Source organism: Glutamicibacter endophyticus, assembly GCF_048457885.1.
Taxonomy (GTDB): domain Bacteria; phylum Actinomycetota; class Actinomycetes; order Actinomycetales; family Micrococcaceae; genus Glutamicibacter; species Glutamicibacter endophyticus.
In genome coordinates this window covers 685,911-705,467 of record NZ_CP174200.1, presented here as the reverse complement: position 1 = coordinate 705,467, position 19,557 = coordinate 685,911, and the positions used below count along the sequence as shown (strand labels likewise).

Genomic DNA, 19,557 nt, shown 5'->3' with positions numbered 1-19,557 from the left:
CCTTTCTCGTTACTTCTCGGCAAACCAGCCGGTGACCTGCGGGTCAAGGTTCTGGTAGATGTGCTTGGCTTCCTGGTACTCACCCAAACCGGTCGGGCCCAGTTCACGTCCGACGCCGGACTGGCCGAATCCACCCCACTCGGCCTGCGGCAGGTACGGGTGGTAGTCGTTGATCCAGATGGTGCCGTGACGCAGACGCCCGGCCACCCGCTGGGCACGACCGGCGTCTTGGCTCCACACCGCACCGGCCAAACCGTAGACGGTGTCATTGGCAATGGCCACGGCCTCGTCCTCGGTGCGGAAGGTCTCCACGGTGACCGTCGGGCCGAAGGCCTCATCCTGCGCCACCGACATCTGCGAGGTGACCTGATCGATCACCGTGGGCAGGTAGAAGTGCCCGGCACCCAAACCGGCACCGTCCGCCTCGGTGGCCGGCCGGCCGCCGCAACGCACGCGGGCACCCTCGGCGATACCGGCCTGCACGTAGGCATCGACCTTGGCCAGGTGCGCGGCGGAAATCAACGCGCCGGTCTCCGCGTTCTCGTCGAAAGGACCACCCAGGGTGATCTTCTCGGCACGGTTAACCAAGGCGTCGACGAACTTCTCGGCGATGGACTCCTCCACCACCAAACGGGCACCGGCGGAGCACACCTGACCGGAGTGCACGAACGCGGCGTTCAGCGCGTTGTCCACGGCGGCATCGAAGTCGGCGTCGGCAAAGATCACGTTCGGGTTCTTCCCGCCCAGCTCCAAGGCCACCTTCTTCACGGTGCCCGCCGCGGCCGCGGCAATCTTCCGGCCGGTGATCAGGCCGCCGGTGAAGGACACCAAATCCACGTCCGGGTGCTCGGAAAGCACCGCACCGGCCTTGGCACCGGCACCGGTGACCAGGTTGGCCACCCCATCGGGCAGACCCAGTTCGCGCAGCACGTCCATCATCAGGATCGCGGTGGACGGGGTCAGCTCGGCGGGCTTGAGCACGAAGGAGCAGCCGGCGGCCAGCGCCGGGGCAATCTTCCATGCCGCCTGCAGCAGCGGGTAGTTCCACGGGGTGATCATCGCGGCCACACCCACCGGTTCGTAGGCGATCCGGCTGAGCACGTTGGCATCCCCGGCATCGACCAGGCGTCCGGCGTCCTGACCGGCCAGCTTCCCGAAGTACTCGAAGCAGGCGATGATGTCATCCATGTCGATACGCGACTCGATGATCCGCTTACCCGTATCCAGGGTTTCGGCCAGCGCGAATTCTTCCTTGCGCTCTCTGAGCTTGGCCGCCACCTGCAGCAGGAAGCTACCGCGCTGCGGGGCCTGCACCGAGGACCACACCCCGGAGTCGAAGGCCTTGCGGGCCGCGGCGATGGCGCGCAGCGAGTCGGCCTCGCCGGCTTCGGAGACCAAGGCCACCTTCTCGCCGGTTGCCGGGCAGTGGATTTCACGGGTTTCGCCCGAGGCGGCCGGAGCGAAACGCCCATCGATGAAGATGGAGGTCCCGGCCAATAGCAGGTCCGGATTGGGGCTGCTGGGCAATGTCATGATTTCTCCTTGGTTGTTTCAGTCTCGTCATTAGCATCGATGTCATCGTCAATGCTTCCGGCATCCGTCTGGGCACCGACAATCGGCATCATTCCGGTATCGAAGTCGCGTTCCCAGTCGGTCTTGGAACCCACCTCGTCGTTAATGAGGCTGCGTGAGTCGTGCTGCGACTGGTGGTGCATGAAGGCCATGTAGGTTTCGTACTGGTCGAGTACGTCGGCAATCACCTGCTCCTTGCCCAAGCCCATCAGGTCAAAGCCGTGGCTACCTTCTTGGTTGAAGACCTCCAGGCGGTAGTACACATCCGAGCTCGACTGCACTCGCGCGTAGGTCGGCAGGTCCACGCGCACGGGGTACACCTGGTATTTGAACGGACGTTCCGCGGGGTGGGTGAGCACCAACAGGTCCACCGAATCCAGGTCCATCCCCGGTACCCGCTCCACCTGCAGCTCAACCTGAACGCCCTGCGCCATGAATTCATCATGGACTTCTTGCAGGGCCGGTTTGATGATCTCTTCAATACTGCGGCGCGTTTGGCGGCGGCCCGGGTAGCTCATGACTCGCGAGAGTCGCTGGCGCCAGTTGCGTCGGTCGCTTAGTGAACTACTGCGGCTGGAGATCACCGAATGCAGCGATTCGTCATAGCTCTTGGCCAATGCGTTCTCCACGCGCAGGGATTTCCATAGCCCCAGCATCACGAAGACCAGCACCACCGAGAACGGCAGACCCATGATGACCGTGGCACCCTGCAGGGTTGGCACTCCGCCGACGAGCAGCATGGCCAGGGTCAAGATACCGATGGCCAGCGACCAGAACAGACGCACGGGCTTCGACCCATCAGACTCGGCATCCTTCAAATGCGAGGTGAAGTTCGCCATCACCAGTGCGCCGGAGTCGGCGCTGGTGACGTAGAACAGCAGACCGGTAAAGGTGGCAATACCGGCGACCAGTGGGACCCCCGGATACTGTTCAAGCATGGTGTAGAAGGCTTGTTCGGGCGTGTTCATTGCGACCTCGCCGAAGGCCGAGTTGCCGCCGATCACCAGCGACAGGGCACTGTTACCGAAGATCGAGATCCACAGCAGGATGAACGCCATCGGCACGAACAGCACACCGAAAACGAACTGACGGATGGTGCGGCCGCGCGAAATGCGAGCCAAGAAGAGCCCGACGAACGGTGCCCAAGCGATCCACCAGGCCCAGAAGAACAGCGTCCATGCGTTCAGCCAGTCGTCGGGTCGGTCATAGGCGAAGGTGTCCATGGCCATGAAGGGGAACTGCGCGATCATATCGCCGACGTTGCCGATGATCGCATCCATCAGGAAGGCGGTCTTGCCGGTCACCAGAACATAGATCATCAGCACGACACACAGGATCACGTTCAGCTCGGAGAGGCGGCGGATGCCCTTCTCCACACCGGTGAGCACTGAGATGGTTGCCATCACAACAGATAGCGAGATCAGTGCGACCTTCCAGGTGGTGTTGACCGGAATGCCGAACATGAAGTGCAAGCCGTAGTTCAGCTGCGCCACGCCGATACCTAGCGAGGTGGCGATGCCGAAAATCGTGCCCATCACCGCGGCGATGTCTACGCCGTGTCCGATCGGACCGTTGATCTTCTTTCCGAAAATCGGGTACAGGGCCGATCGAATGCTCAATGGCAGGTTGTGGCGGTAGGCGAAGTAACCCAGAGCCATTCCGACCAGCGCGTAAAGCCCCCAGCCGATCAGGCCATAGTGAAACAGCGTCCACACCACGGCTTGGCGGGCGGCCTCCACGGTTGAGCCGTCTCCGCGTGGCGGAGCCAAGTACTGGGTGACCGGCTCCGACACCGAGAAGAACATCAAGTCGATGCCGATGCCAGCGGCGAAGAGCATCGCCGTCCAGGTGAAGAGGCTGAAGGTGGGGCGTGCGTGGTCGGGGCCGAGGCGGGTTTTACCGACCTTGGTTGAGGCCACGTAGATCACGAAGATCAGCACGCTGACCACGATCAGGGTGTAATACCACCCTAAGTTCTTGCCCACCCAGCCCACGGTGGCGTTGATGACGAGGTCGGCTGATTCCTGGTCCAGGATCGCCCAGAGGGCGATGGCCAACACGCCGATGGCGGAGCCGTAGAAAACGACCTTGTTTACTCGGGTACGGCGCTCGGGATGATTAGTTGGATGATCCGCTGATGATCCGGGGCCTGCCCCGGATTTTGTCTCGGTACTCATGGCGCTCGAGCCTAGCAACGTCCTTCAACAGATATCAAGGTCTTGATATATTATTGATATACGGTATATGTGGTGGACATCACATGGTCACCTTGCATTAAATCCCAAGTCAAGTGCTGTTAACGCAAAACGCCCGCGCTGTTAAAGCGCGGGCGCGTGTATCACAATACGTCGACTCTACCCTCTTCTTTAAGGGTTTCGACCGCTTGTTTCACACGTTGAGCATGCTCCTTTGTGGTCACGAGCAACGCGTCGGCGGTGTCCACCACAATGACGTCGTCGATGCCGATCAACGCCACCACGCGTGGCACGTCTCCGTACACCACCCCGGAGGCCTGATCGGAGTAAACCCTAGCCTTATCCCCCAGGATCGTGATGCCACTTTCCTCGCTGGCCTTGTTCAGTCGACCGATGGCGGCAAAGTCTCCGACGTCGTCCCAGTTAAAGACACCGGGCACCACGGCCACGTCCCCGGCAGCGGCCGCCGGTTCGGCCACGGCGTAGTCAATGGCGATCTTCGGCAGCTGCGGCCAGACCCGTGCCATCACCTCATCGCGTCGCGGGCCATCCCACGCTTCGGCGATCTCCATCAACCCGTCATGCAGCTGCGGCTGATTGGCGCGCAGGTGCTCGAGCATCAGCGCGACCGGGGCGACGAACATCCCGGCGTTCCAGAGGAAGCCACCGCGGGCCAAGTAGCCACGCGCCGTATCCTCATCGGGCTTCTCCACGAATTGCACGACGCCACGGGCGCTCGGTGCGCCCTCGACACCGAGCAGCTCGCCGGTCTGAATGTAGCCAAAACCGGTCGACGGGTGCGTCGGGTGAATACCAATGGTCACGATCTTGCCGGTAGCGGCGGTCAGAACCGCTTCGCGTACCGCCTCGAGGAACACATCCACCGGGCCTATGACCTGGTCGGCGGCGAAGGAGCCCATGATGGTCTGCGGGTCGCGCAGGTACAAAATGGCCGCGGCCAGCCCAATGGCGGCGGCCGAATCCTTCGGCTCGGGCTCCAGCACCAAGTTGGCGTCGGCCAACTCCGGCAGCTGGGACAGGACCGCTTTACGGTGCGCCTGACCGGTCACCACCATGACCCGCTCGTCGGCCAGTGGGCACAAGCGGTCATAGGTGGCGCGAATCAGTGTCGATCCCGACCCGGTGAGGTCGTGCAGGAACTTCGGGGCCGAGGCGCGCGAGAGCGGCCACAGCCGCGACCCGACGCCGCCAGCAGGGATGACACCATAAAAACGCGAAAAAATGTCTGCATTCACGTTTGCAATCCTAATTGAGAATTCTTATTTTCTGCTGTTAGCCGGTGCTTCGCGCCCCGTTCGGCACCCTCAAATACGCAAGCGGTTCATGAGCTAATTTCCGCGGATTTTCGCCCTTTTATCGTAATGATGGTGCCGTTCGGTGAACATGCTCACAGGAAATGGATGCAGGATAGGAGTGAGCTCGCCAATTGGTTTAGACTCGCACAAGGAACGCTCGCACAAGTGCGTCAAATCTCATTGTGTGCAAGATACACATGCGCCGTTGCGAGTCTTGGAGGTTTAGTTCAGTGTCGAAGACTTCGTCAGGCACCCTATACCGCGGCCGTGAAGGCATGTGGTCATGGGTGGGACACCGAGTCACCGGTGTCGTTATTTTCCTTTTTCTCTTAGTGCACGTCCTTGATACTGCACTCGTGCGTGTCAACGCCGATGCTTACAACGCAGTGATCGCGACCTACCAGAACCCGCTGATGGCGCTGGGTGAAACCGCGCTGGTCGCGGCGATCCTCTTCCACGCCTTCAACGGCCTGCGTCTGATTCTGGTGGACTTCTGGAAGCAGGGCACCAAGTACCAGCGTCAGCTGCTGTGGGGTGTGCTGGGCGTCTGGATCGTCGTCTTCGCCGCCTTCGCCATCCGCCACCTCTCGCTTGCCTTCGGAGGACACTAAACCATGAGCGTCAATATTGCTGCCCCTCGTAGCCAGCGTCTGGACCCGAAGTACGTACGCGGTCCGAAGTCCCGCGGCAACTTCGAGATGCTCGCCTGGCTGTTCATGCGACTGTCCGGCGTGGTGCTCGTCGTGCTCATCTTCGGGCACCTGTTCGCCAACCTGATGACCGGTACCGGCATCAACGCCCTGTCCTTCGGTTTCGTCGCCGGCAAGTGGGCCAACCCGGTCTGGCAGTTCTGGGATCTGGCCCTGCTGTGGCTCTCGATGTTGCACGGCACCAACGGTGTGCGCACCATCATCAACGACTACGCCGAAAAGCACGCCACCCGCGCTTGGCTCAAGGGCATTCTGTACGTAGCCACCATCTTCATCGTGGTGTTGGGCTCGCTGGTGATCTTCACCTTCGACCCCTGCGTAGCCGGTAGCGACCTGGCACAGTGCCGCTAAATTCGAGCAGACTTCAAGAAAAGAGAGCATCAAGAATGCAGGTACATCAGTACGACGTCGTCATCGTCGGTGCCGGCGGTGCAGGTATGCGTGCCGCGATCGAATCCGGTCAGCGTGCACGCACCGCAGTGCTAACCAAGCTTTACCCCACTCGCTCGCACACCGGTGCGGCCCAGGGCGGCATGTGCGCCGCCTTGGCCAACGTCGAGGAAGACAACTGGGAGTGGCACACCTTCGACACCATTAAGGGTGGCGACTACATCGTCGACCAGGACGCCGCCGAAGTCATGGCCAAGGAAGCCATCAACGCGGTGCTGGACCTAGAAAAGATGGGTCTGCCCTTCAACCGCACCCCCGAGGGCAAGATCGACCAGCGTCGCTTCGGTGGGCACACCCGCGATCACGGCAAGGCCGCCGTGCGCCGCGCCTGCTACGCCGCCGACCGCACCGGTCACATGATCCTGCAGACCCTCTACCAAAACTGCGTCAAGCACAACGTTGAGTTCTACAACGAGTACTACGTGCTGGACCTGCTGCTGGTCGAGGAAGACGCCTACCGTGAGGACGGCACCGCCTACAAGCAGAAGCGCGTAGCCGGCGTGGTCTCCTACGACCTGGCCACCGGCGAACTGCACGTCTTCCAGGCCAAGTCCGTGGTCTTCGCCTCCGGCGGCGCCGGCAAGGTCTTCAAGACCACCTCGAACGCACACACCCTGACCGGTGACGGCATGGGCATCGCCTTCCGCTCCGGTCTGCCGCTGGAGGACATGGAATTCTTCCAGTTCCACCCGACGGGTCTGGCCGGTCTGGGCATTCTGCTGACCGAAGGTGCCCGCGGTGAAGGCGCGATCCTGCGTAACTCCGACGGTGAGCGCTTCATGGAGCGCTACGCACCGACCATTAAGGACCTGGCGCCGCGCGATATCGTCGCCCGCGCCATGGCCAACGAGGTCCGCGAAGGCCGCGGTTGCGGCCCGAACAAGGACTACGTGCTGCTGGATTTGACGCACCTCGAGCCCGAGCACATCGAATCGAAGCTGCCGGACATCACCGAGTTCGCCCGCACCTACCTGGGTGTGGAGCCGTTCACCGATCCGGTGCCGGTCTACCCGACCGCGCACTACGCCATGGGCGGTGTGCCGACCAACATCGAGACCGAGGTGCTGCAGGATAACGACACCACCATCCCGGGTCTCTTCGCCGCCGGTGAGGTCGCCTGCGTGTCGGTGCACGGCGCCAACCGTCTGGGCACCAACTCGCTGCTGGACATCAACGTGTTCGGTCGTCGCGCCGGTATCGCCGCTGCGAAGTACGCCGCGGACGCCGACTACGTCGAACTGCCCGAGGCACCAGAGGCCCTGGTGACCGAGCAGCTGAACAACCTGCTCTCCTCCACCGGTACCGAGAAGGTCGCCGAGCTGCGCAAGAGCCTGCAGGAGATCATGGACGCCAACGTTCAGGTGTTCCGCGATGAGAAGTCGCTGAAGGAAGCGCTGAACGTCATCGCCGATCTGCGCAAGCGCTACAAGAACGTGTCCGTTCAGGACAAGGGCAAGCGCTTCAACCTCGACCTGCTCGAAGCCGTTGAGCTCGGCTTCCTGCTGGATCTGGCCGAGGTCATGACCGCCGCCGCCCTGCACCGCAAGGAATCGCGTGGTGGACACTACCGCGAGGACTACCCGGATCGTGACGACGAGAACTTCATGGTTCACTCGATGTCCTACCGCGACTACAACGCCACCACCGAGGGGATTGCCGGCATCCGCATGGAGACCAAGCCGGTGGTCTTCACCCGTTACCAGCCAATGGAGCGTAAGTACTAATGAGCACCGAAATGCCAGAACCAGCATCGAAGATTGAGCTGAAGCCAGGCGTCGGCGGCGGCGGAGAAATCCCAACGTTCAACATCACCCTGCGGGTGCGCCGCTACCTTCCGGAAGCCAGCTCCGATGCCTACTGGGAAGACTTCCAGCTGACCATGTACGGCACGGACCGTGTGCTGGACGCCCTGCACAAGGTCAAGTGGGAGCACGACGGTTCGCTGTCCTTCCGCCGCTCCTGCGCCCACGGTATTTGCGGTTCCGATGCCATGCGCATCAACGGCCGCAACCGCCTGGCCTGCAAGACCCTGCTCAAGGACTTGGACACCTCCAAGCCGATCACCGTGGAGGCCATCAAGGGCCTGCCGCTGGAGAAGGACTTGATCGTGGACATGGAGCCGTTCTTCCAGTCCTACCGCGAGATCATGCCGTTCTTGATCTCCAAGGGTCACGAGCCGACCAAGGAGCGCTACCAGTCCGCTGAGGACCGTGAGCGTTTCGACGACACCACCAAGTGCATCCTCTGCGCCGCGTGCACCAGCTCCTGCCCGGTGTTCTGGACCGACGGCCAGTACTTCGGTCCGGCTGCCATCGTCAACGCGCACCGCTTCATTTTCGATTCGCGTGACGACGCCGGCGACATGCGCCTGGAGATCCTGAATGACAAGGAAGGTGTCTGGCGCTGCCGCACCACCTTCAACTGCTCCGAAGCATGCCCTCGTGGCATCCAGGTGACCAAGGCAATCGCCGAGGTCAAGCAGGCAATCCTGTCGCGCACCGTGTAATTACCACGCGCAGCAATGGGGCCGCTTCCCACCGGGAAGCGGCCCCATTGTCGTTTCTTGGCGACGGATCGGTACCTTGCCGCGCTCGGCTCGCGGCACCCTTGGCAGAAGCCAGGGATAACGCTAGCCTCGGGATCACCGGACACCTACCGAAAGGACCCTACCCGTGAGCCTGATGCCCCCGCCCTTCGCCAGTGACGAAGACTTCCCAGACCTGATCATTCACGAACTGACGCAGCTGCGCGCGGCGCTACAGGGGCTTTCCACCGCCCAAGCCGCTAGCCGACCCACCGTCAGCGCGCTATCCCTCTCCGGGCTCGCGCTACACAGTGCCCAGGTGGTCCACGGTTGGCTCCTGGCCGCCGAACGCGCCCCGGAGCCGGTGGCCGCGCAGGAGATCCCGCAGCTCAGCGCCCGCATCGGCTTCAGCCAAATGTATGCGGGCAGCGAGGATCTGGGGCACATGCCGGCCGACGAGGTGCTCGCACAGCTCGATCGGGTGATCGACTTTGTGCGCACCGAAGGGCCGGGGCTTTTCGATCTGGCCGTCGACATCCCTCTCGGCGATCATCAGTGGCCAGGCAGCGGCCCGTTCGTCACCGGGCGTTGGGTCTGGCAACATCTGGCCACGGAGGTCGCCCGGCACGCTGGCCACGCCGATATCCTCCGTGAGTCCATCGACGGGGCCAGCGCGGCGGAACTGACCGCCGCTGAGGGCTAGCCCTACAGCCCGGCGCGCTCCAGCCCCTGTGCCAAGCGTTGCACCGTGCCGGCCACGTCGGTGAGCTTATCCAAACCGAACAGGCCAACACGGAAGCTCGAGAAGTCCTCGCCCTCCCCCACCTGCAGCGGGACCCCGGCCGCGACCTGAAGGCCGGCCTGTTTGAAGGCCGCCCCGGTGCGTACCGCCGGGTCGTTGGTGTAGCTCACCACCACGCTGGGTGCGGCGAAACCATCGGCCGCCACCGAGCGGAATCCATGGGCCGCAAGGAGCTTGCGCACTTCAGTACCCAGCTCCTGCTGTGCCTCGCGCAGCCGCTCCAGCCCGATCGTCTTGGCTTCCTGCATCAGTTGGGCGTTATGCGCCAGCGAGTCGGTGGGCATGGTGGCGTGATAGGCCGCGCGCCCGTCCCGATACTCCTCGGCGATGGACAACCACTTCACCAGATCGAGGGCGAAGCTCGTGGACTGCGAGGCTTTCACGGCCCGCTCCGCGGCTTCGGAGAGCATCACGTAGCCGGCGCACGGGGTGCCGCTCCAGCCCTTCTGCGGGGCCGAAATAAGCACGTCCACACCGGTGTCTGCCATCGATACCCAGGAGGCCCCGGAGGCAATGCAATCCAGTACCAGCAGCCCGTCGACCTCATGTACGGCTGCGGCCAACTCACGCAGGTAGTCCGCGGGCAGCTGCAGCCCGGCCGCGGTCTCCACATGCGGGGCGAAGACCACCGCGGGACGCTGGGTGCGAATCTGCTCGGTTACCTCGGCAATCGGCACCGGTGCGTAGGCCGGCTGGGCCGAATCCTCCACCGGTCGTGCCGCGGCGACCTGCACTCGGTCGGTGATGCCGCCACTTTGCAGAATCTGCGACCAGCGGAAGGAAAAGAGCCCATTGCGTACCACCAGCACCTGCTTGTCGGTGGCCAATTGACGGGCGACGGCCTCCATCGCATAGGTCCCGCCACCGGGGACGATCGCCACCGAGTGTGCCTGATAGGTCTCACGGAAGTCGGCGAGCAGCTGCTGCATCACGCCAATAAAACGGACCGACATGTGGTTCAGCGAGCGGTCGGTAAACACCACCGAATACTCGAGCAGGCCATCGGGGTCGATATTCTCATGGGGCAAGGTCATCTACGGGCCTCCAACGCTCGGTACGAATTCGAAGAATGTCACGGGTCGGGCCCGTACTCTTAGATTCTGCCAAATCTTTCGCCCGGGCGCGGCAGGGCGCGAGAAATCCGGATTAGTTCCCCAGGGGCAGGCGCTGCACCAGGGACCAGTGCCCCACCCCGGTGTCGAACAGGTCGATATGTTCCACCGCAAAACTCATGCGCACCCCCCGCAAGGCCTGGAGCGCGGCATCGAGGCGCTCGTCGGGCACATTTTGGGCAATGGTCAGATGCGGGTGATAGGCGAAGGCCGAGGTGTGCTGCAGATAGTCGCCCACCAGCCGACGATGCAAGGCGCGGCACTGCTCCGCACCACCGGAAAGCGGCAAGTACACCACCTGGCTGGCCGGGCGGAAACTGGCGGCCCCGGGCCCCAACCGCACCTCGAAGCCGGTGGTCTGCGTCGCGACCTGCTGCACATGCGCGGCCGCTGGCCCCCACCCGGCGGTGTGCACCCCGGAGATCAGGGTGATATGCGGGGCGATGGGTTCGGTGGCCGGTCCCCCGAACTCGCGGCGCCACGCGCGCAGCTCGGCCAACTGTGGTTCGGGCACACCGATAACGACCCCCAGCGTAAACCGGGGGTCGTCTCTCACGGTGTGCTCCGGTGCGCTCACGCCTAGCTGAGGCTTCCCAACGGCGGCAGGAAGCCAACCTTCTGGTAGACCTCGTTGAGCGTGGCACCGGCGACTTCGCGGGCCTTCGCGGCGCCGTGCAGCAGCAAGCGATCCAGTTCGGCCGGGTCATCGAGCAGCTCAAGGGTGCGCTCACGCACCGGGGTGAGGCGTTCGACGACGGCCTCGGCCACCGCCACCTTCAGGTGCCCATACATTTTGCCCTCGAACTCGGCCACCAGCTGAGGCACCTGGCGGTCGGTGACCGCCGCCAGAATGTCCAGCAGGTTCGACACCCCGGGCTTATTTTCCTTGTCGTAGGCGATCACCGTGTCGGTATCGGTCACCGCCGACTTGATCCGCTTAGCGATCACCTTCGGCTCGTCGAGCACGTTGATCAGGCCGTTCGGCGAGGCCGCGGACTTCGACATTTTGCTCGTCGGATTCTGCAGGTCGTAGATGCGCGCACCCTCGGTGGGGATCTGCGCCTTGGGCACCACGAAGGTCTGCCCGAAGCGGTGGTTGAAGCGCTGCGCCAGGGTGCGAGCCAGTTCCACATGCTGGCGCTGGTCGTCGCCCACCGGCACCCCCTCGGGCTGGTACAGCAGAATATCTGCGGCCATCAGCACCGGATAGGTGAACAGACCCACGGAGGAGTTCTCGGCCCCGCCCTTGGCGGACTTGTCCTTGAACTGGGTCATCCGGCTGGCCTCGCCGTAACCGGTCAGGCAGTTGAGCACCCACGCCAGCTGGGCGTGCTCGGGCACCTGGGACTGCACGAACAGCGTGGACTTATCCAGGTCGATCCCGCCGGCGATGAACTGCGCGGCGGTCTTCCGGGTGCGGGCGCGCAAGGCCGCCGGATCTTGCTCCACGGTGATCGCGTGCATATCGGGGATGAAGAAGAAGGCGTCGTAGGCATCCTGGGTTTTCACCCAGTTCACCAGGGCGCCGAGGTAGTTGCCCAGGTGCAACGAGTCACCGGAGGGCTGCATGCCCGAAAGGACGCGGGGTTTGCTCATGAATCTTCCTTAGAACTGGTAGTCGACGACCAGCGGTGCGTGGTCGGAGAAGCGCAGGTCGTAGGCCGACGCCCGGTCGACGTGCGACTTAATGGCCTTGGCGGCAAGCTCGGGGGTGGCCATCTGGTAGTCGATGCGCCAGCCAGCGTTGTTGTCGAAGGCCTGCCCGCGGAAGGACCACCAGGTGTACGGGCCCTGCTCATCGCCGGCCAGCTCCCGGGCCACGTCCTTGTAGCCGATCTCGTCGCCGAAGAAGCGGTCGAAGTAGGCGATCTCTTCATCCATCACGCCGGCCCGCTTATTGTGGTTCGGCTTCCAGTTCTTAATGTCTTTCTCGGTGTGCACGACGTTCAAGTCGCCCACGACCACCACATGATCCTTCTCGGCCTTCAGCTCGGCCAACCGTACGATCATCCGGTCCAGAAAACGGTACTTATCGACCTGCTTGTCGGTGCCCAGCTCCCCGGAGTGCACATAGGCCGAGACCACGCAAAGGGTCGAGCCATCCGGCATGGAGAAGTCCGCTTCCACCCATCGGCCGGCGTCGGCGAAGTACTCATCACCGATGTCGCCGCGGGTGGCCACCGGCTCGTTGCGGGAGAGAATCGCAACCCCGGCGCGGCCCTTGGCGGCGGCTTCGGCGTGCAGAATATGCCAGCCTTCGCCGATCAGCTCGCGCACCACGGCGTCGGGGGCGCGCACCTCCTGCAGGCACAGCACGTCCACGTCACGCGCGGCCACCCAGTCAGCCATATTGCGCTTATAGGCGGCACGGATGCCGTTGACGTTAACCGAGGCCACGCGCACCGCGCCGTCGAGCTTGCCCAAAATTTCCACGCTGGTAGGTATCACGTCTCCACCTTACAAAACAGTCGACGCAACGTCCGTGCAGAACGTTGCGTCGAGGGGTAATAAACAGGATTAGTTAATAATTTCGCCGTCGATCGGGTTCGACTGCGGCTTGAGCATATCTCGGGCGTTCGACGCGGTCATCGCGATGGTGTCCAGCGCACGGTCGATCATCTCTGCCGAACCGTCCTCGCCCTTGGCGCGTTCATCGGCAATGACCTTCGCCTGCACCTGGACGATCTTGAAGGAGTGATCCAGCTTCATATCGCGCTGGCTGGTGGCCTCGTCAATGACGACGGTGCTGGCCGGCTGGGCCCGTCCGGCTGCGGCCGCGGTGGCTTCCCTCAGCGAGGAGTTGATCTTATCGGCGCCGCGCTTGAGACCGAACACCAAAAAGAGCGAGAGCAAGAGCCAGCCGGCGGAGATCGCCACCACAAACCAACCAACCACCTGATTGGAGTTGGCCGCGAACACCACGGCCACCAATAGCACGATGACCATGACGGCCATAGCCAAGCTCGATGCATTCAGGGTGATTTTGCGGTCCTTCGACGCGCCGCTGCCAAGTGGTTCCATGCTCCCGATTATCTCACCGCCGCGCCACCACTGGCTAATTGCCGCGGTGCTGGTTCGCCCACAGCTCAGCGCCCGTCCTCGACCAGCGCCTAGGCGCCCTCTGGCTTGCTCAGAGGCCCACCCGATCGAGCAGCTCACCGATGTCTACCCCGTTCAACGCCCACCGCAGCAGGAAGAAGCCGGCGATCCCCACGATCCAGGGCAGTGACTCCCGCGCCATCCGGCTCAACTTCGCACCCCAGCGGCGCAGCGGCGCCTCCAGTTTCGCCCCCAACATCTGACGGGCCAGGGTGAGTACGACGGCCGGCAACACCATCACCACGCAGTAGCCGCCCAGGGCCAGAATCTGTGTGGCGTCGGCCCAACCACTGTGTGCAAGCGCCGACATGGCCCCCAGATAGGGCAACATCGTCGGCAGTTCCAGCACTCCGGCCACCACCGCGAGGATCAGCAGGCCGAGTTTGCTATCCAGCGCCCGGTCCACCCGGTGCCGCAACCTCCGGGGTAGCTCTACCTTCTGTTGCAGGACCCCCTCACGCTGCCCGCCGGCGAAGGTGCCGCGCTGCCGCGCGTGGTCGGCGTCCTGCTTCAATGTGCGGTTCCCGCCTGGTCGCCGCTCGGCGTGTGCCGATGCCTCGTCCTTCGCCGGATCCCGCACCATCAGGGACCACGCCAACATGCCGGCGCCGAGGATGACGGCCAAAATTCGGAGCGCAGGCGAGTCGAGCACCGACTCTGGAAGGGCGTTTAGACCCAAGCGCACCCCGGAGCGAAGCAGCAATCCGACGCACCAATAAAATACGGCAATCATCCCCAGGTAGAGCAGCACCCGCGGCACGGCCCGCCGATAATCGCGACGCAACAGCAACCAGATAGGAATGATCAAGGTGCCGATGCTCGTGGCGTCAACCAGCGCGAGTAGCACCAAGGTGAGCGGGGTTGCCTGATTCAAAACGTCCATAGCCTCAGCCTCTGACAGCTCTAGACGCGGCACATCCGGCATTCGTCCACCAGCGCGTCCTACTTAAGGAGGACGCAATCACCTGTCTACCTACGGCATGCTGGGCACGTGTCCAGCTTCATCTCCGCCGCCAAACTCCGCACGCGGCTAGCCAGCAGCGACCAGGAACCCCAGGCTGCGTTGCTCTACGTGCTTCTTACCGCGCTGCTGCAACTCAGCGGGCTGGTGAATTCACCCCAGACGGGCTACGAATGGCTGAGCCCGTGGTGGCCGGTGCTGATTCTGGGTGGCTCCGCGGCGATTCTGGTGCGCCGCCGTTACGTGCTACTCAGCGCCCTGCTGCAACTTCTCGCGGCCGCCCTGCTGCTTCTTGGCGGTAGCATCGGTGGCTATTTCCTCGTCTTCGAATCCATCTTCAGTATTTTTCTGCTCGGTGGCCCTCGGCTGCGCCGCTGGACACTGGTGCTGGGCATCATCGGCTCCACGACGCTGGCGGCATTGGCCTTCTCCGAAACCCAGCGCGCCGACGCACCGGTGCTGGCGCTGCTGACCTCAGGGTTCCTGGTGTTCACCCCGATGACCTGGGCTGAAAGCGTGCGCACGGCCACCGAGCTGGCGCGCGCCGAAGGTGAGCGGGCTGCGGCGCTTGAAACGGCCGCGCAGGCCCGCGAGCAAATGCTGACCGTTGAGCATCGGGCCACCGTCACCGCCGAACGCACCGCGCTGGCCCGCGAAATGCACGACGTGCTCTCCGCCCGGTTTTCGGCCATCGCTTTGCTCTCGGCGGCATTGCTACCTGCTGCACGCGATACGGAACACGGCGGGTCATCCTCCTCCGCACGAGATACCGAGCAGGAACACGCGCTGCAGACCATCCGGCAGGAGGCGGTGGCCGGGTTGGAGGAGATGACCGCGATGGTGCGGATGCTGCATTCCGGCTCCTCCTCGGCCCTGCGCAGTACGCTGGCCGACACGGCCGAGCTCGTCGAGTCGTATCGGGCGGCCGGGCAGCGCATCGACTTTGAACAGTCCGGCGACCCCGGTGACGGCCTTGACCCGGCGGTGCAAAGCGCAACTCACCGCACCCTGCGCGAGCTGCTCGTCAACCACGCCAAGCATGCCCCAGATACGCTGCTGCAGTTGCGCCTGCACGTCGAGGGTCCGCGCGTCTGTCTAAAGGCGAGCAACGAACTACCTTCTGCGGATGGCTCGCCCGCAGCGGCCGGTGACCTGCAGGCATCGTCCAGCACGAGCGTCGGGGCCGGCACCGGCCTGGCAAATATCCGCACCCGGGCACGGGCACTATCCGGATCCGTGCAGGTGCTCACCGGCGAGCGCTTTAGCGTTCTGGTGGAACTTGGCAACCCCAACCCGGAGGAGGAACGATGAGCGCCGACGGGGTACTGATCGTCGATGACCACAGCACGGTCCGCATGGGACTACGGCTGATCGTGCAGGGCGCCGCGGACCTGAGTGTGCTGGGTGAAGCCGCCGACGGACGTCAGGCCATTGCCATGGCCGCGGCCCTGCGACCCGCGGTGGTGCTGATGGACCTGCGCATGCCGGTGCTCGACGGTATCGCAGCCACCCGGGCCATCGTCGCCGCCGAAACCGCTCGGGTGCTCGTGCTAACCACCTTCGATGATGACGAGTATCTCTTCGGCGCGTTACAGGCCGGCGCGCACGGCTTCTTGCTCAAAAGCGCCGCGCCGGAGCACATCCTCGACGCACTACGCCGTGCGGCCCGTGGCCAATCGGTGCTGGCCCCCGAGGTCACCGCCCGGGTGGTGGCGCAGGCCATGGCCAATGTCCCGGCCGCCGGTGAGCACTCTGCTCCGGCCGAATCGCTTGAAACGTTGACCGACCGGGAGCTCGAGGTACTGCGTGGATTGGGTGAGGGCTTGAGCAACCCACAGTTGGCCCAGCGGCTGGGCATCGGTGAAAGCACCGTCAAAACCCATGTGTCGCGGGTGATGGCCAAACTGCATGTCGACTCACGATTGCAAGCCGCACGCATCGCCTTCACGCAACTTCGTTAGGTACCCCGTTGCGATTGCGCCGATCGTGGGCTGGGCTTACCCAGCCCACGATCCTGCCGTTACCAACTGACGAGACAGAATGGGTGGTTCTGCGGATCGAGGTACACCCGGAAGGTCTTATTCCCCTCGCCGGTAGCGCGGGCACCGAGCGCCAACACCTCGGTTTCGGCGATATCCAGGTCCTTGACGCGCACGTCGATATGCGCCTGCTGCGGGTGTAGATGCCCGGGCCATTCGGGGGCCACGTAGGGGCTGACCGCTTGAAACGCCAGCGCGGGCCGGTCCGGAGCATCGCCGATGCTCACCCATTCGGGCTCATTGTCCACCCTGATCATGCCCAGCAGGGACTCGTAGAACCTTGCCAGCCGATCCGGGTCTTCACAGTCGATTACCAGTGCATGCCATGTGCCGATCATGTTCTCCACCTTTGCCATCGAGCGCGGTGTTGCGGTGCTACCCATTATGCCCATCGTCCCCGTTGGGCGATAGGCCCTCACAGGGAATGCACCGCCGACGGGTCGTCGCCCGCCGACGGTGCGGCTCCGGTGAGCTAGCGGCGCGGGGCGCGGAGCACTTCTAGGCGCTGCCGGTACTCGGTTTCGTCGACCTCGCCGCGGGCATAGCGTTCACGCAATACGCCTTCGGCCGAAGCGGCGGCCTGATGTAGGTCGCGGCGAAAGCCGCTACGGCGAATCAGGAACACCACCGTGCCGATGATCAGAATCCACAGCAACGGCATGAACAGGAAGAACCAGCCCGGGCCACCGGCTGGGCCGCCCATATAGGGGTGGGCCAGCGGCAGGGCCTGTGCAAAGGTGCCGATCATGATGGACATCGTCTCTCACTCCTTGAGTTATCGCTCGGCCACCGTCCGGTCGAGCCTTAACTCCACTGTGCGCCGGAGAGCCGGCGGCCCGGGTCGGCCGTGAGGAGACAATCTGACCGGCTCTGCTACTCCCCGGGCAGACCGGGCGGGTGCGCACGGAAGCAGGCTCAGCTCTCCTCGCTCTGCCCCGGGGTGAGCAGACCGCTCTCATAGGCCAGCACCACCAACCCGGTGCGGTCACGGATCCCGGTTTTCCCGAGGATCCGCGAGACATGGGTTTTCGCGGTCAACGGGGTGATAAACAGTGCCGCGGCGATCTCCGCGTTGGTGCGCCCGGTACCCACCAGCGCCAGCACCTCCCGTTCCCGCTCGGTGAGGGCATCCAACTGCTGCGCGGCCTGCGGCGTCTGCCGTTCGCGGGAGGCCGCCACCTGGGCCAACAGGGTGCGGGTCACCGACGGGGAGAGCAAGGAATCGCCGCTGGCGACCACCCGCACGGCCTGGATCAAGTCCTCCGGTTCGGTGTCTTTGACGAGGAATCCGCTGGCCCCGGCCCGGATCGCGGCGAGAATGTACTCTTCATGTTCGAAGGTGGTGAGCATGATGATGCGGGTCTGCGACAGGGTCGGGTCGGCGCTGATCGTCGCGGCCGCGGTGATTCCGTCGGTGCCGGGCATCCGTATGTCCATGAGCACGATCTGCGGGTGCAATGCCCGGGCCATGCGCACCGCTTGGGCCCCGTCGGCGGCCTGCCCCAGGACGCGCATGTCGTCTTCCGCGTCGAGCAGCGCGGCGAACCCGGCGCGGATGAGCGACTGATCGTCGACGACCAGCACCCCGAGCGGCGCGTGTGCCGTGGGCTGTTCACTCATCGGGCAGTTCCTTCCGGGTCAGGCGCACACGTAGTAGCGTACCGGGGTCCGTCGTTCTCAGCTCGACCTCCCCGCCGAGGGCGCGGACACGTTCGCCCAGCCAGCGCAGGCCGTTGCCCGGGACACTGTCGCCGAGCCCGATGCCGTCATCGCGCACCTCAAGGAGCGCCTGATGCTCATCGACGCTCAGCTGCACTTGGGCATGGCTGGCCTTGGCATGACGCAGCACGTTGGTCAGCCCCTCCTGCACCGCCCGATACAGGGCGTGCTCGGCGCGTTCATTGAGCCAATCGGCACCGGGGTCGGCCGGCATCTGCAATTGCACATCGAGCCATTCGCCACGTACCGACTCGACCAGCTCCGGCAATTGCCGTAGTCGTCCGCCCGGGGCCAGCGGGGCATCCTGCCGCAACACCGCCAGCACCTGCCGCACCTCGGCGAGCGCCTGGCTGGATCCGGCCTTGATCTCGCGCAAGGCCTGGGCCATGCGCTGCGGGTCCGGGTCCTTGCCGGCTAGGTGCAGGGCTACCGAGGCTTGGACGTGAATCATCGACAGGCTGTGGGCGACGACGTCGTGAATATCGCGGGCCAGCATCAGTCGCTGTTCGTCACGCTGGTGTTCCACGCGGGCGATGGCAGCCGCCGCGGACTGCCGTCGCCGCATCCGTGCGCTGCGCGCCAACTCGGCCGCCAATAGGATCAGCAGAATCCAGATCACCGCGAACCAGGCGCCGACCGGTGCCCCATGCAGGCTGGCCATGATCCCCACCAGCAAGGCGCATCCGGCGCCGGTCCCCCAGGCCCACCAGCGGGCCCCCGCGTGGATGGCCAGTACCAGAGCGATGATCAGCGGCACGGCGAAAGGACCGTAGACAAATCCACTATCGGGTCCGGCGCTACTGGCCGCCACCAGGTATGCGCCGGTGAGTACCCCAATTGCGGCCACCATATATCCGGGGGCGCGACGCCGGGCGGCCAGTAGCCCAGCACTGGCCAGCAAGATAAGGACGGCCGGGAGCGAAAGCTGCGCGTCCTGCCGGCGGGCGGCGAAGAAAGTTCCGGTCAGCACGATGGTGAGAATCAGCAGCGGTAGCCACCACACGGCGCGTTGACGGGTGCTCATGCCCTGAAGACTACCGCTCCCGCCGCGCAACGGG

General features: G+C 64.2%; 20 protein-coding genes. 7 read left to right on the top strand and 13 right to left on the bottom strand.

The window, feature by feature from the left end:
* Positions 1-9: 9 nt before the first annotated feature.
* From ACJD00_RS03420 to ACJD00_RS03410, 3 genes are all read right to left on the bottom strand, one after another.
* On the bottom strand, positions 10-1,533 hold the full coding sequence (locus ACJD00_RS03420; RefSeq protein ID WP_418908491.1) for an aldehyde dehydrogenase family protein: 1,524 nt from the start codon (positions 1,531-1,533) through the stop codon (positions 10-12).
* Positions 1,530-3,749: a choline BCCT transporter BetT gene (betT, locus tag ACJD00_RS03415; protein ID WP_418908490.1), complete on the bottom strand. Its 2,220-nt coding sequence runs from the start codon at positions 3,747-3,749 to the stop codon at positions 1,530-1,532. The genes ACJD00_RS03420 and betT overlap by 4 nt, the downstream gene beginning before the upstream one ends.
* 161 nt (positions 3,750-3,910) lie before the next feature.
* Entirely contained in the window at positions 3,911-5,023 is a 1,113-nt protein-coding gene (locus tag ACJD00_RS03410; protein WP_309408618.1) for a mannose-1-phosphate guanylyltransferase, read from the bottom strand.
* Between the two features lie 257 nt (positions 5,024-5,280).
* On the opposite strand from ACJD00_RS03410, the gene sdhC reads away from it, so the two are divergent.
* The 5 genes from sdhC to ACJD00_RS03385 all read left to right on the top strand — a co-directional run bounded on the left by sdhC (position 5,281) and on the right by ACJD00_RS03385 (position 9,470).
* Positions 5,281-5,694 carry a succinate dehydrogenase, cytochrome b556 subunit gene (gene sdhC / locus ACJD00_RS03405; protein ID WP_396275320.1) on the top strand — a complete coding sequence of 138 codons (414 nt, stop codon included), beginning with the start codon at positions 5,281-5,283 and terminating at the stop codon, positions 5,692-5,694.
* Between the two features lie 3 nt (positions 5,695-5,697).
* Entirely contained in the window at positions 5,698-6,144 is a 447-nt protein-coding gene (locus ACJD00_RS03400) for a succinate dehydrogenase hydrophobic membrane anchor subunit (protein WP_309408620.1), read from the top strand.
* A 35-nt stretch (positions 6,145-6,179) separates the two neighbouring features.
* Entirely contained in the window at positions 6,180-7,967 is a 1,788-nt protein-coding gene (gene sdhA / locus ACJD00_RS03395; RefSeq protein ID WP_418908489.1) for a succinate dehydrogenase flavoprotein subunit, read from the top strand.
* A complete protein-coding gene (locus ACJD00_RS03390; RefSeq protein ID WP_309408623.1) occupies positions 7,967-8,749 on the top strand; it encodes a succinate dehydrogenase iron-sulfur subunit in 783 nt (260 codons plus the stop codon). The genes sdhA and ACJD00_RS03390 overlap by 1 nt, the downstream gene beginning before the upstream one ends.
* Before the next feature lie 175 nt (positions 8,750-8,924).
* A complete protein-coding gene (locus tag ACJD00_RS03385; RefSeq protein ID WP_418909294.1) occupies positions 8,925-9,470 on the top strand; it encodes a DUF664 domain-containing protein in 546 nt (181 codons plus the stop codon).
* Positions 9,471-9,472: 2 nt separating this feature from the next.
* Here ACJD00_RS03385 and ACJD00_RS03380 read toward each other — a convergent pair whose 3' ends face one another.
* The 6 genes from ACJD00_RS03380 to ACJD00_RS03355 all read right to left on the bottom strand — a co-directional run bounded on the left by ACJD00_RS03380 (position 9,473) and on the right by ACJD00_RS03355 (position 14,663).
* Entirely contained in the window at positions 9,473-10,603 is a 1,131-nt protein-coding gene (locus ACJD00_RS03380; protein WP_418908488.1) for an alanine--glyoxylate aminotransferase family protein, read from the bottom strand.
* Between the two features lie 112 nt (positions 10,604-10,715).
* The gene (locus tag ACJD00_RS03375; protein WP_418908487.1) at positions 10,716-11,237 is read right to left on the bottom strand and encodes a 2'-5' RNA ligase family protein; all 522 of its coding nucleotides are present in this window, start codon (positions 11,235-11,237) and stop codon (positions 10,716-10,718) included.
* 23 nt (positions 11,238-11,260) lie between these two features.
* Entirely contained in the window at positions 11,261-12,277 is a 1,017-nt protein-coding gene (gene trpS / locus ACJD00_RS03370) for a tryptophan--tRNA ligase (protein WP_418908486.1), read from the bottom strand.
* A 9-nt stretch (positions 12,278-12,286) separates the two neighbouring features.
* Positions 12,287-13,129, bottom strand: coding sequence for an exodeoxyribonuclease III (locus ACJD00_RS03365; RefSeq protein WP_418908485.1), 843 nt, complete (start codon positions 13,127-13,129; stop codon positions 12,287-12,289).
* A gap of 69 nt (positions 13,130-13,198) precedes the next feature.
* On the bottom strand, positions 13,199-13,702 hold the full coding sequence (locus ACJD00_RS03360; RefSeq protein ID WP_309408630.1) for a hypothetical protein: 504 nt from the start codon (positions 13,700-13,702) through the stop codon (positions 13,199-13,201).
* A gap of 109 nt (positions 13,703-13,811) precedes the next feature.
* Positions 13,812-14,663, bottom strand: coding sequence for a GAP family protein (locus tag ACJD00_RS03355; protein ID WP_418908484.1), 852 nt, complete (start codon positions 14,661-14,663; stop codon positions 13,812-13,814).
* Positions 14,664-14,771: 108 nt separating this feature from the next.
* Between ACJD00_RS03355 and ACJD00_RS03350 the strand changes: the two genes are divergently transcribed.
* Positions 14,772-16,052: a sensor histidine kinase gene (locus ACJD00_RS03350; RefSeq protein WP_418908483.1), complete on the top strand. Its 1,281-nt coding sequence runs from the start codon at positions 14,772-14,774 to the stop codon at positions 16,050-16,052.
* Positions 16,049-16,702: a response regulator gene (locus ACJD00_RS03345; protein ID WP_418908482.1), complete on the top strand. Its 654-nt coding sequence runs from the start codon at positions 16,049-16,051 to the stop codon at positions 16,700-16,702. The genes ACJD00_RS03350 and ACJD00_RS03345 overlap by 4 nt, the downstream gene beginning before the upstream one ends.
* Before the next feature lie 59 nt (positions 16,703-16,761).
* Here the strand turns inward: ACJD00_RS03345 and ACJD00_RS03340 are convergent, their stop codons facing one another.
* From ACJD00_RS03340 to ACJD00_RS03325, 4 genes are all read right to left on the bottom strand, one after another.
* Positions 16,762-17,163, bottom strand: coding sequence for a VOC family protein (locus tag ACJD00_RS03340; protein WP_309408638.1), 402 nt, complete (start codon positions 17,161-17,163; stop codon positions 16,762-16,764).
* 89 nt (positions 17,164-17,252) lie between these two features.
* Positions 17,253-17,537 carry an SHOCT domain-containing protein gene (locus tag ACJD00_RS03335; RefSeq protein WP_418908481.1) on the bottom strand — a complete coding sequence of 95 codons (285 nt, stop codon included), beginning with the start codon at positions 17,535-17,537 and terminating at the stop codon, positions 17,253-17,255.
* A 158-nt stretch (positions 17,538-17,695) separates the two neighbouring features.
* Positions 17,696-18,400 carry a response regulator gene (locus tag ACJD00_RS03330; protein WP_418908480.1) on the bottom strand — a complete coding sequence of 235 codons (705 nt, stop codon included), beginning with the start codon at positions 18,398-18,400 and terminating at the stop codon, positions 17,696-17,698.
* A complete protein-coding gene (locus tag ACJD00_RS03325) occupies positions 18,393-19,523 on the bottom strand; it encodes a sensor histidine kinase (protein WP_418908479.1) in 1,131 nt (376 codons plus the stop codon). Before ACJD00_RS03325 ends, ACJD00_RS03330 begins: the two co-directional genes overlap by 8 nt.
* Between the last annotated feature and the right edge of the window lie 34 nt (positions 19,524-19,557).

Bases quoted from the DNA above. Each gene is read 5' to 3' on its own strand.
- ACJD00_RS03420 (WP_418908491.1), bottom strand. From the start codon at position 1,533: ATGACATTGCCCAGCAGCCCCAATCCGGACCTGCTATTGGCCGGGACC.
- betT (WP_418908490.1), bottom strand. From the start codon at position 3,749: ATGAGTACCGAGACAAAATCCGGGGCAGGCCCCGGATCATCAGCGGAT.
- sdhC (WP_396275320.1), top strand. From the start codon at position 5,281: ATGCGCCGTTGCGAGTCTTGGAGGTTTAGTTCAGTGTCGAAGACTTCG.
- ACJD00_RS03400 (WP_309408620.1), top strand. From the start codon at position 5,698: ATGAGCGTCAATATTGCTGCCCCTCGTAGCCAGCGTCTGGACCCGAAG.
- sdhA (WP_418908489.1), top strand. From the start codon at position 6,180: ATGCAGGTACATCAGTACGACGTCGTCATCGTCGGTGCCGGCGGTGCA.
- ACJD00_RS03390 (WP_309408623.1), top strand. From the start codon at position 7,967: ATGAGCACCGAAATGCCAGAACCAGCATCGAAGATTGAGCTGAAGCCA.
- ACJD00_RS03385 (WP_418909294.1), top strand. From the start codon at position 8,925: ATGCCCCCGCCCTTCGCCAGTGACGAAGACTTCCCAGACCTGATCATT.
- ACJD00_RS03380 (WP_418908488.1), bottom strand. From the start codon at position 10,603: ATGACCTTGCCCCATGAGAATATCGACCCCGATGGCCTGCTCGAGTAT.
- trpS (WP_418908486.1), bottom strand. From the start codon at position 12,277: ATGAGCAAACCCCGCGTCCTTTCGGGCATGCAGCCCTCCGGTGACTCG.
- ACJD00_RS03360 (WP_309408630.1), bottom strand. From the start codon at position 13,702: ATGGAACCACTTGGCAGCGGCGCGTCGAAGGACCGCAAAATCACCCTG.
- ACJD00_RS03355 (WP_418908484.1), bottom strand. From the start codon at position 14,663: ATGGACGTTTTGAATCAGGCAACCCCGCTCACCTTGGTGCTACTCGCG.
- ACJD00_RS03345 (WP_418908482.1), top strand. From the start codon at position 16,049: ATGAGCGCCGACGGGGTACTGATCGTCGATGACCACAGCACGGTCCGC.
- ACJD00_RS03340 (WP_309408638.1), bottom strand. From the start codon at position 17,163: ATGGGTAGCACCGCAACACCGCGCTCGATGGCAAAGGTGGAGAACATG.
- ACJD00_RS03335 (WP_418908481.1), bottom strand. From the start codon at position 17,537: ATGTCCATCATGATCGGCACCTTTGCACAGGCCCTGCCGCTGGCCCAC.
- ACJD00_RS03330 (WP_418908480.1), bottom strand. From the start codon at position 18,400: ATGAGTGAACAGCCCACGGCACACGCGCCGCTCGGGGTGCTGGTCGTC.
- ACJD00_RS03325 (WP_418908479.1), bottom strand. From the start codon at position 19,523: ATGAGCACCCGTCAACGCGCCGTGTGGTGGCTACCGCTGCTGATTCTC.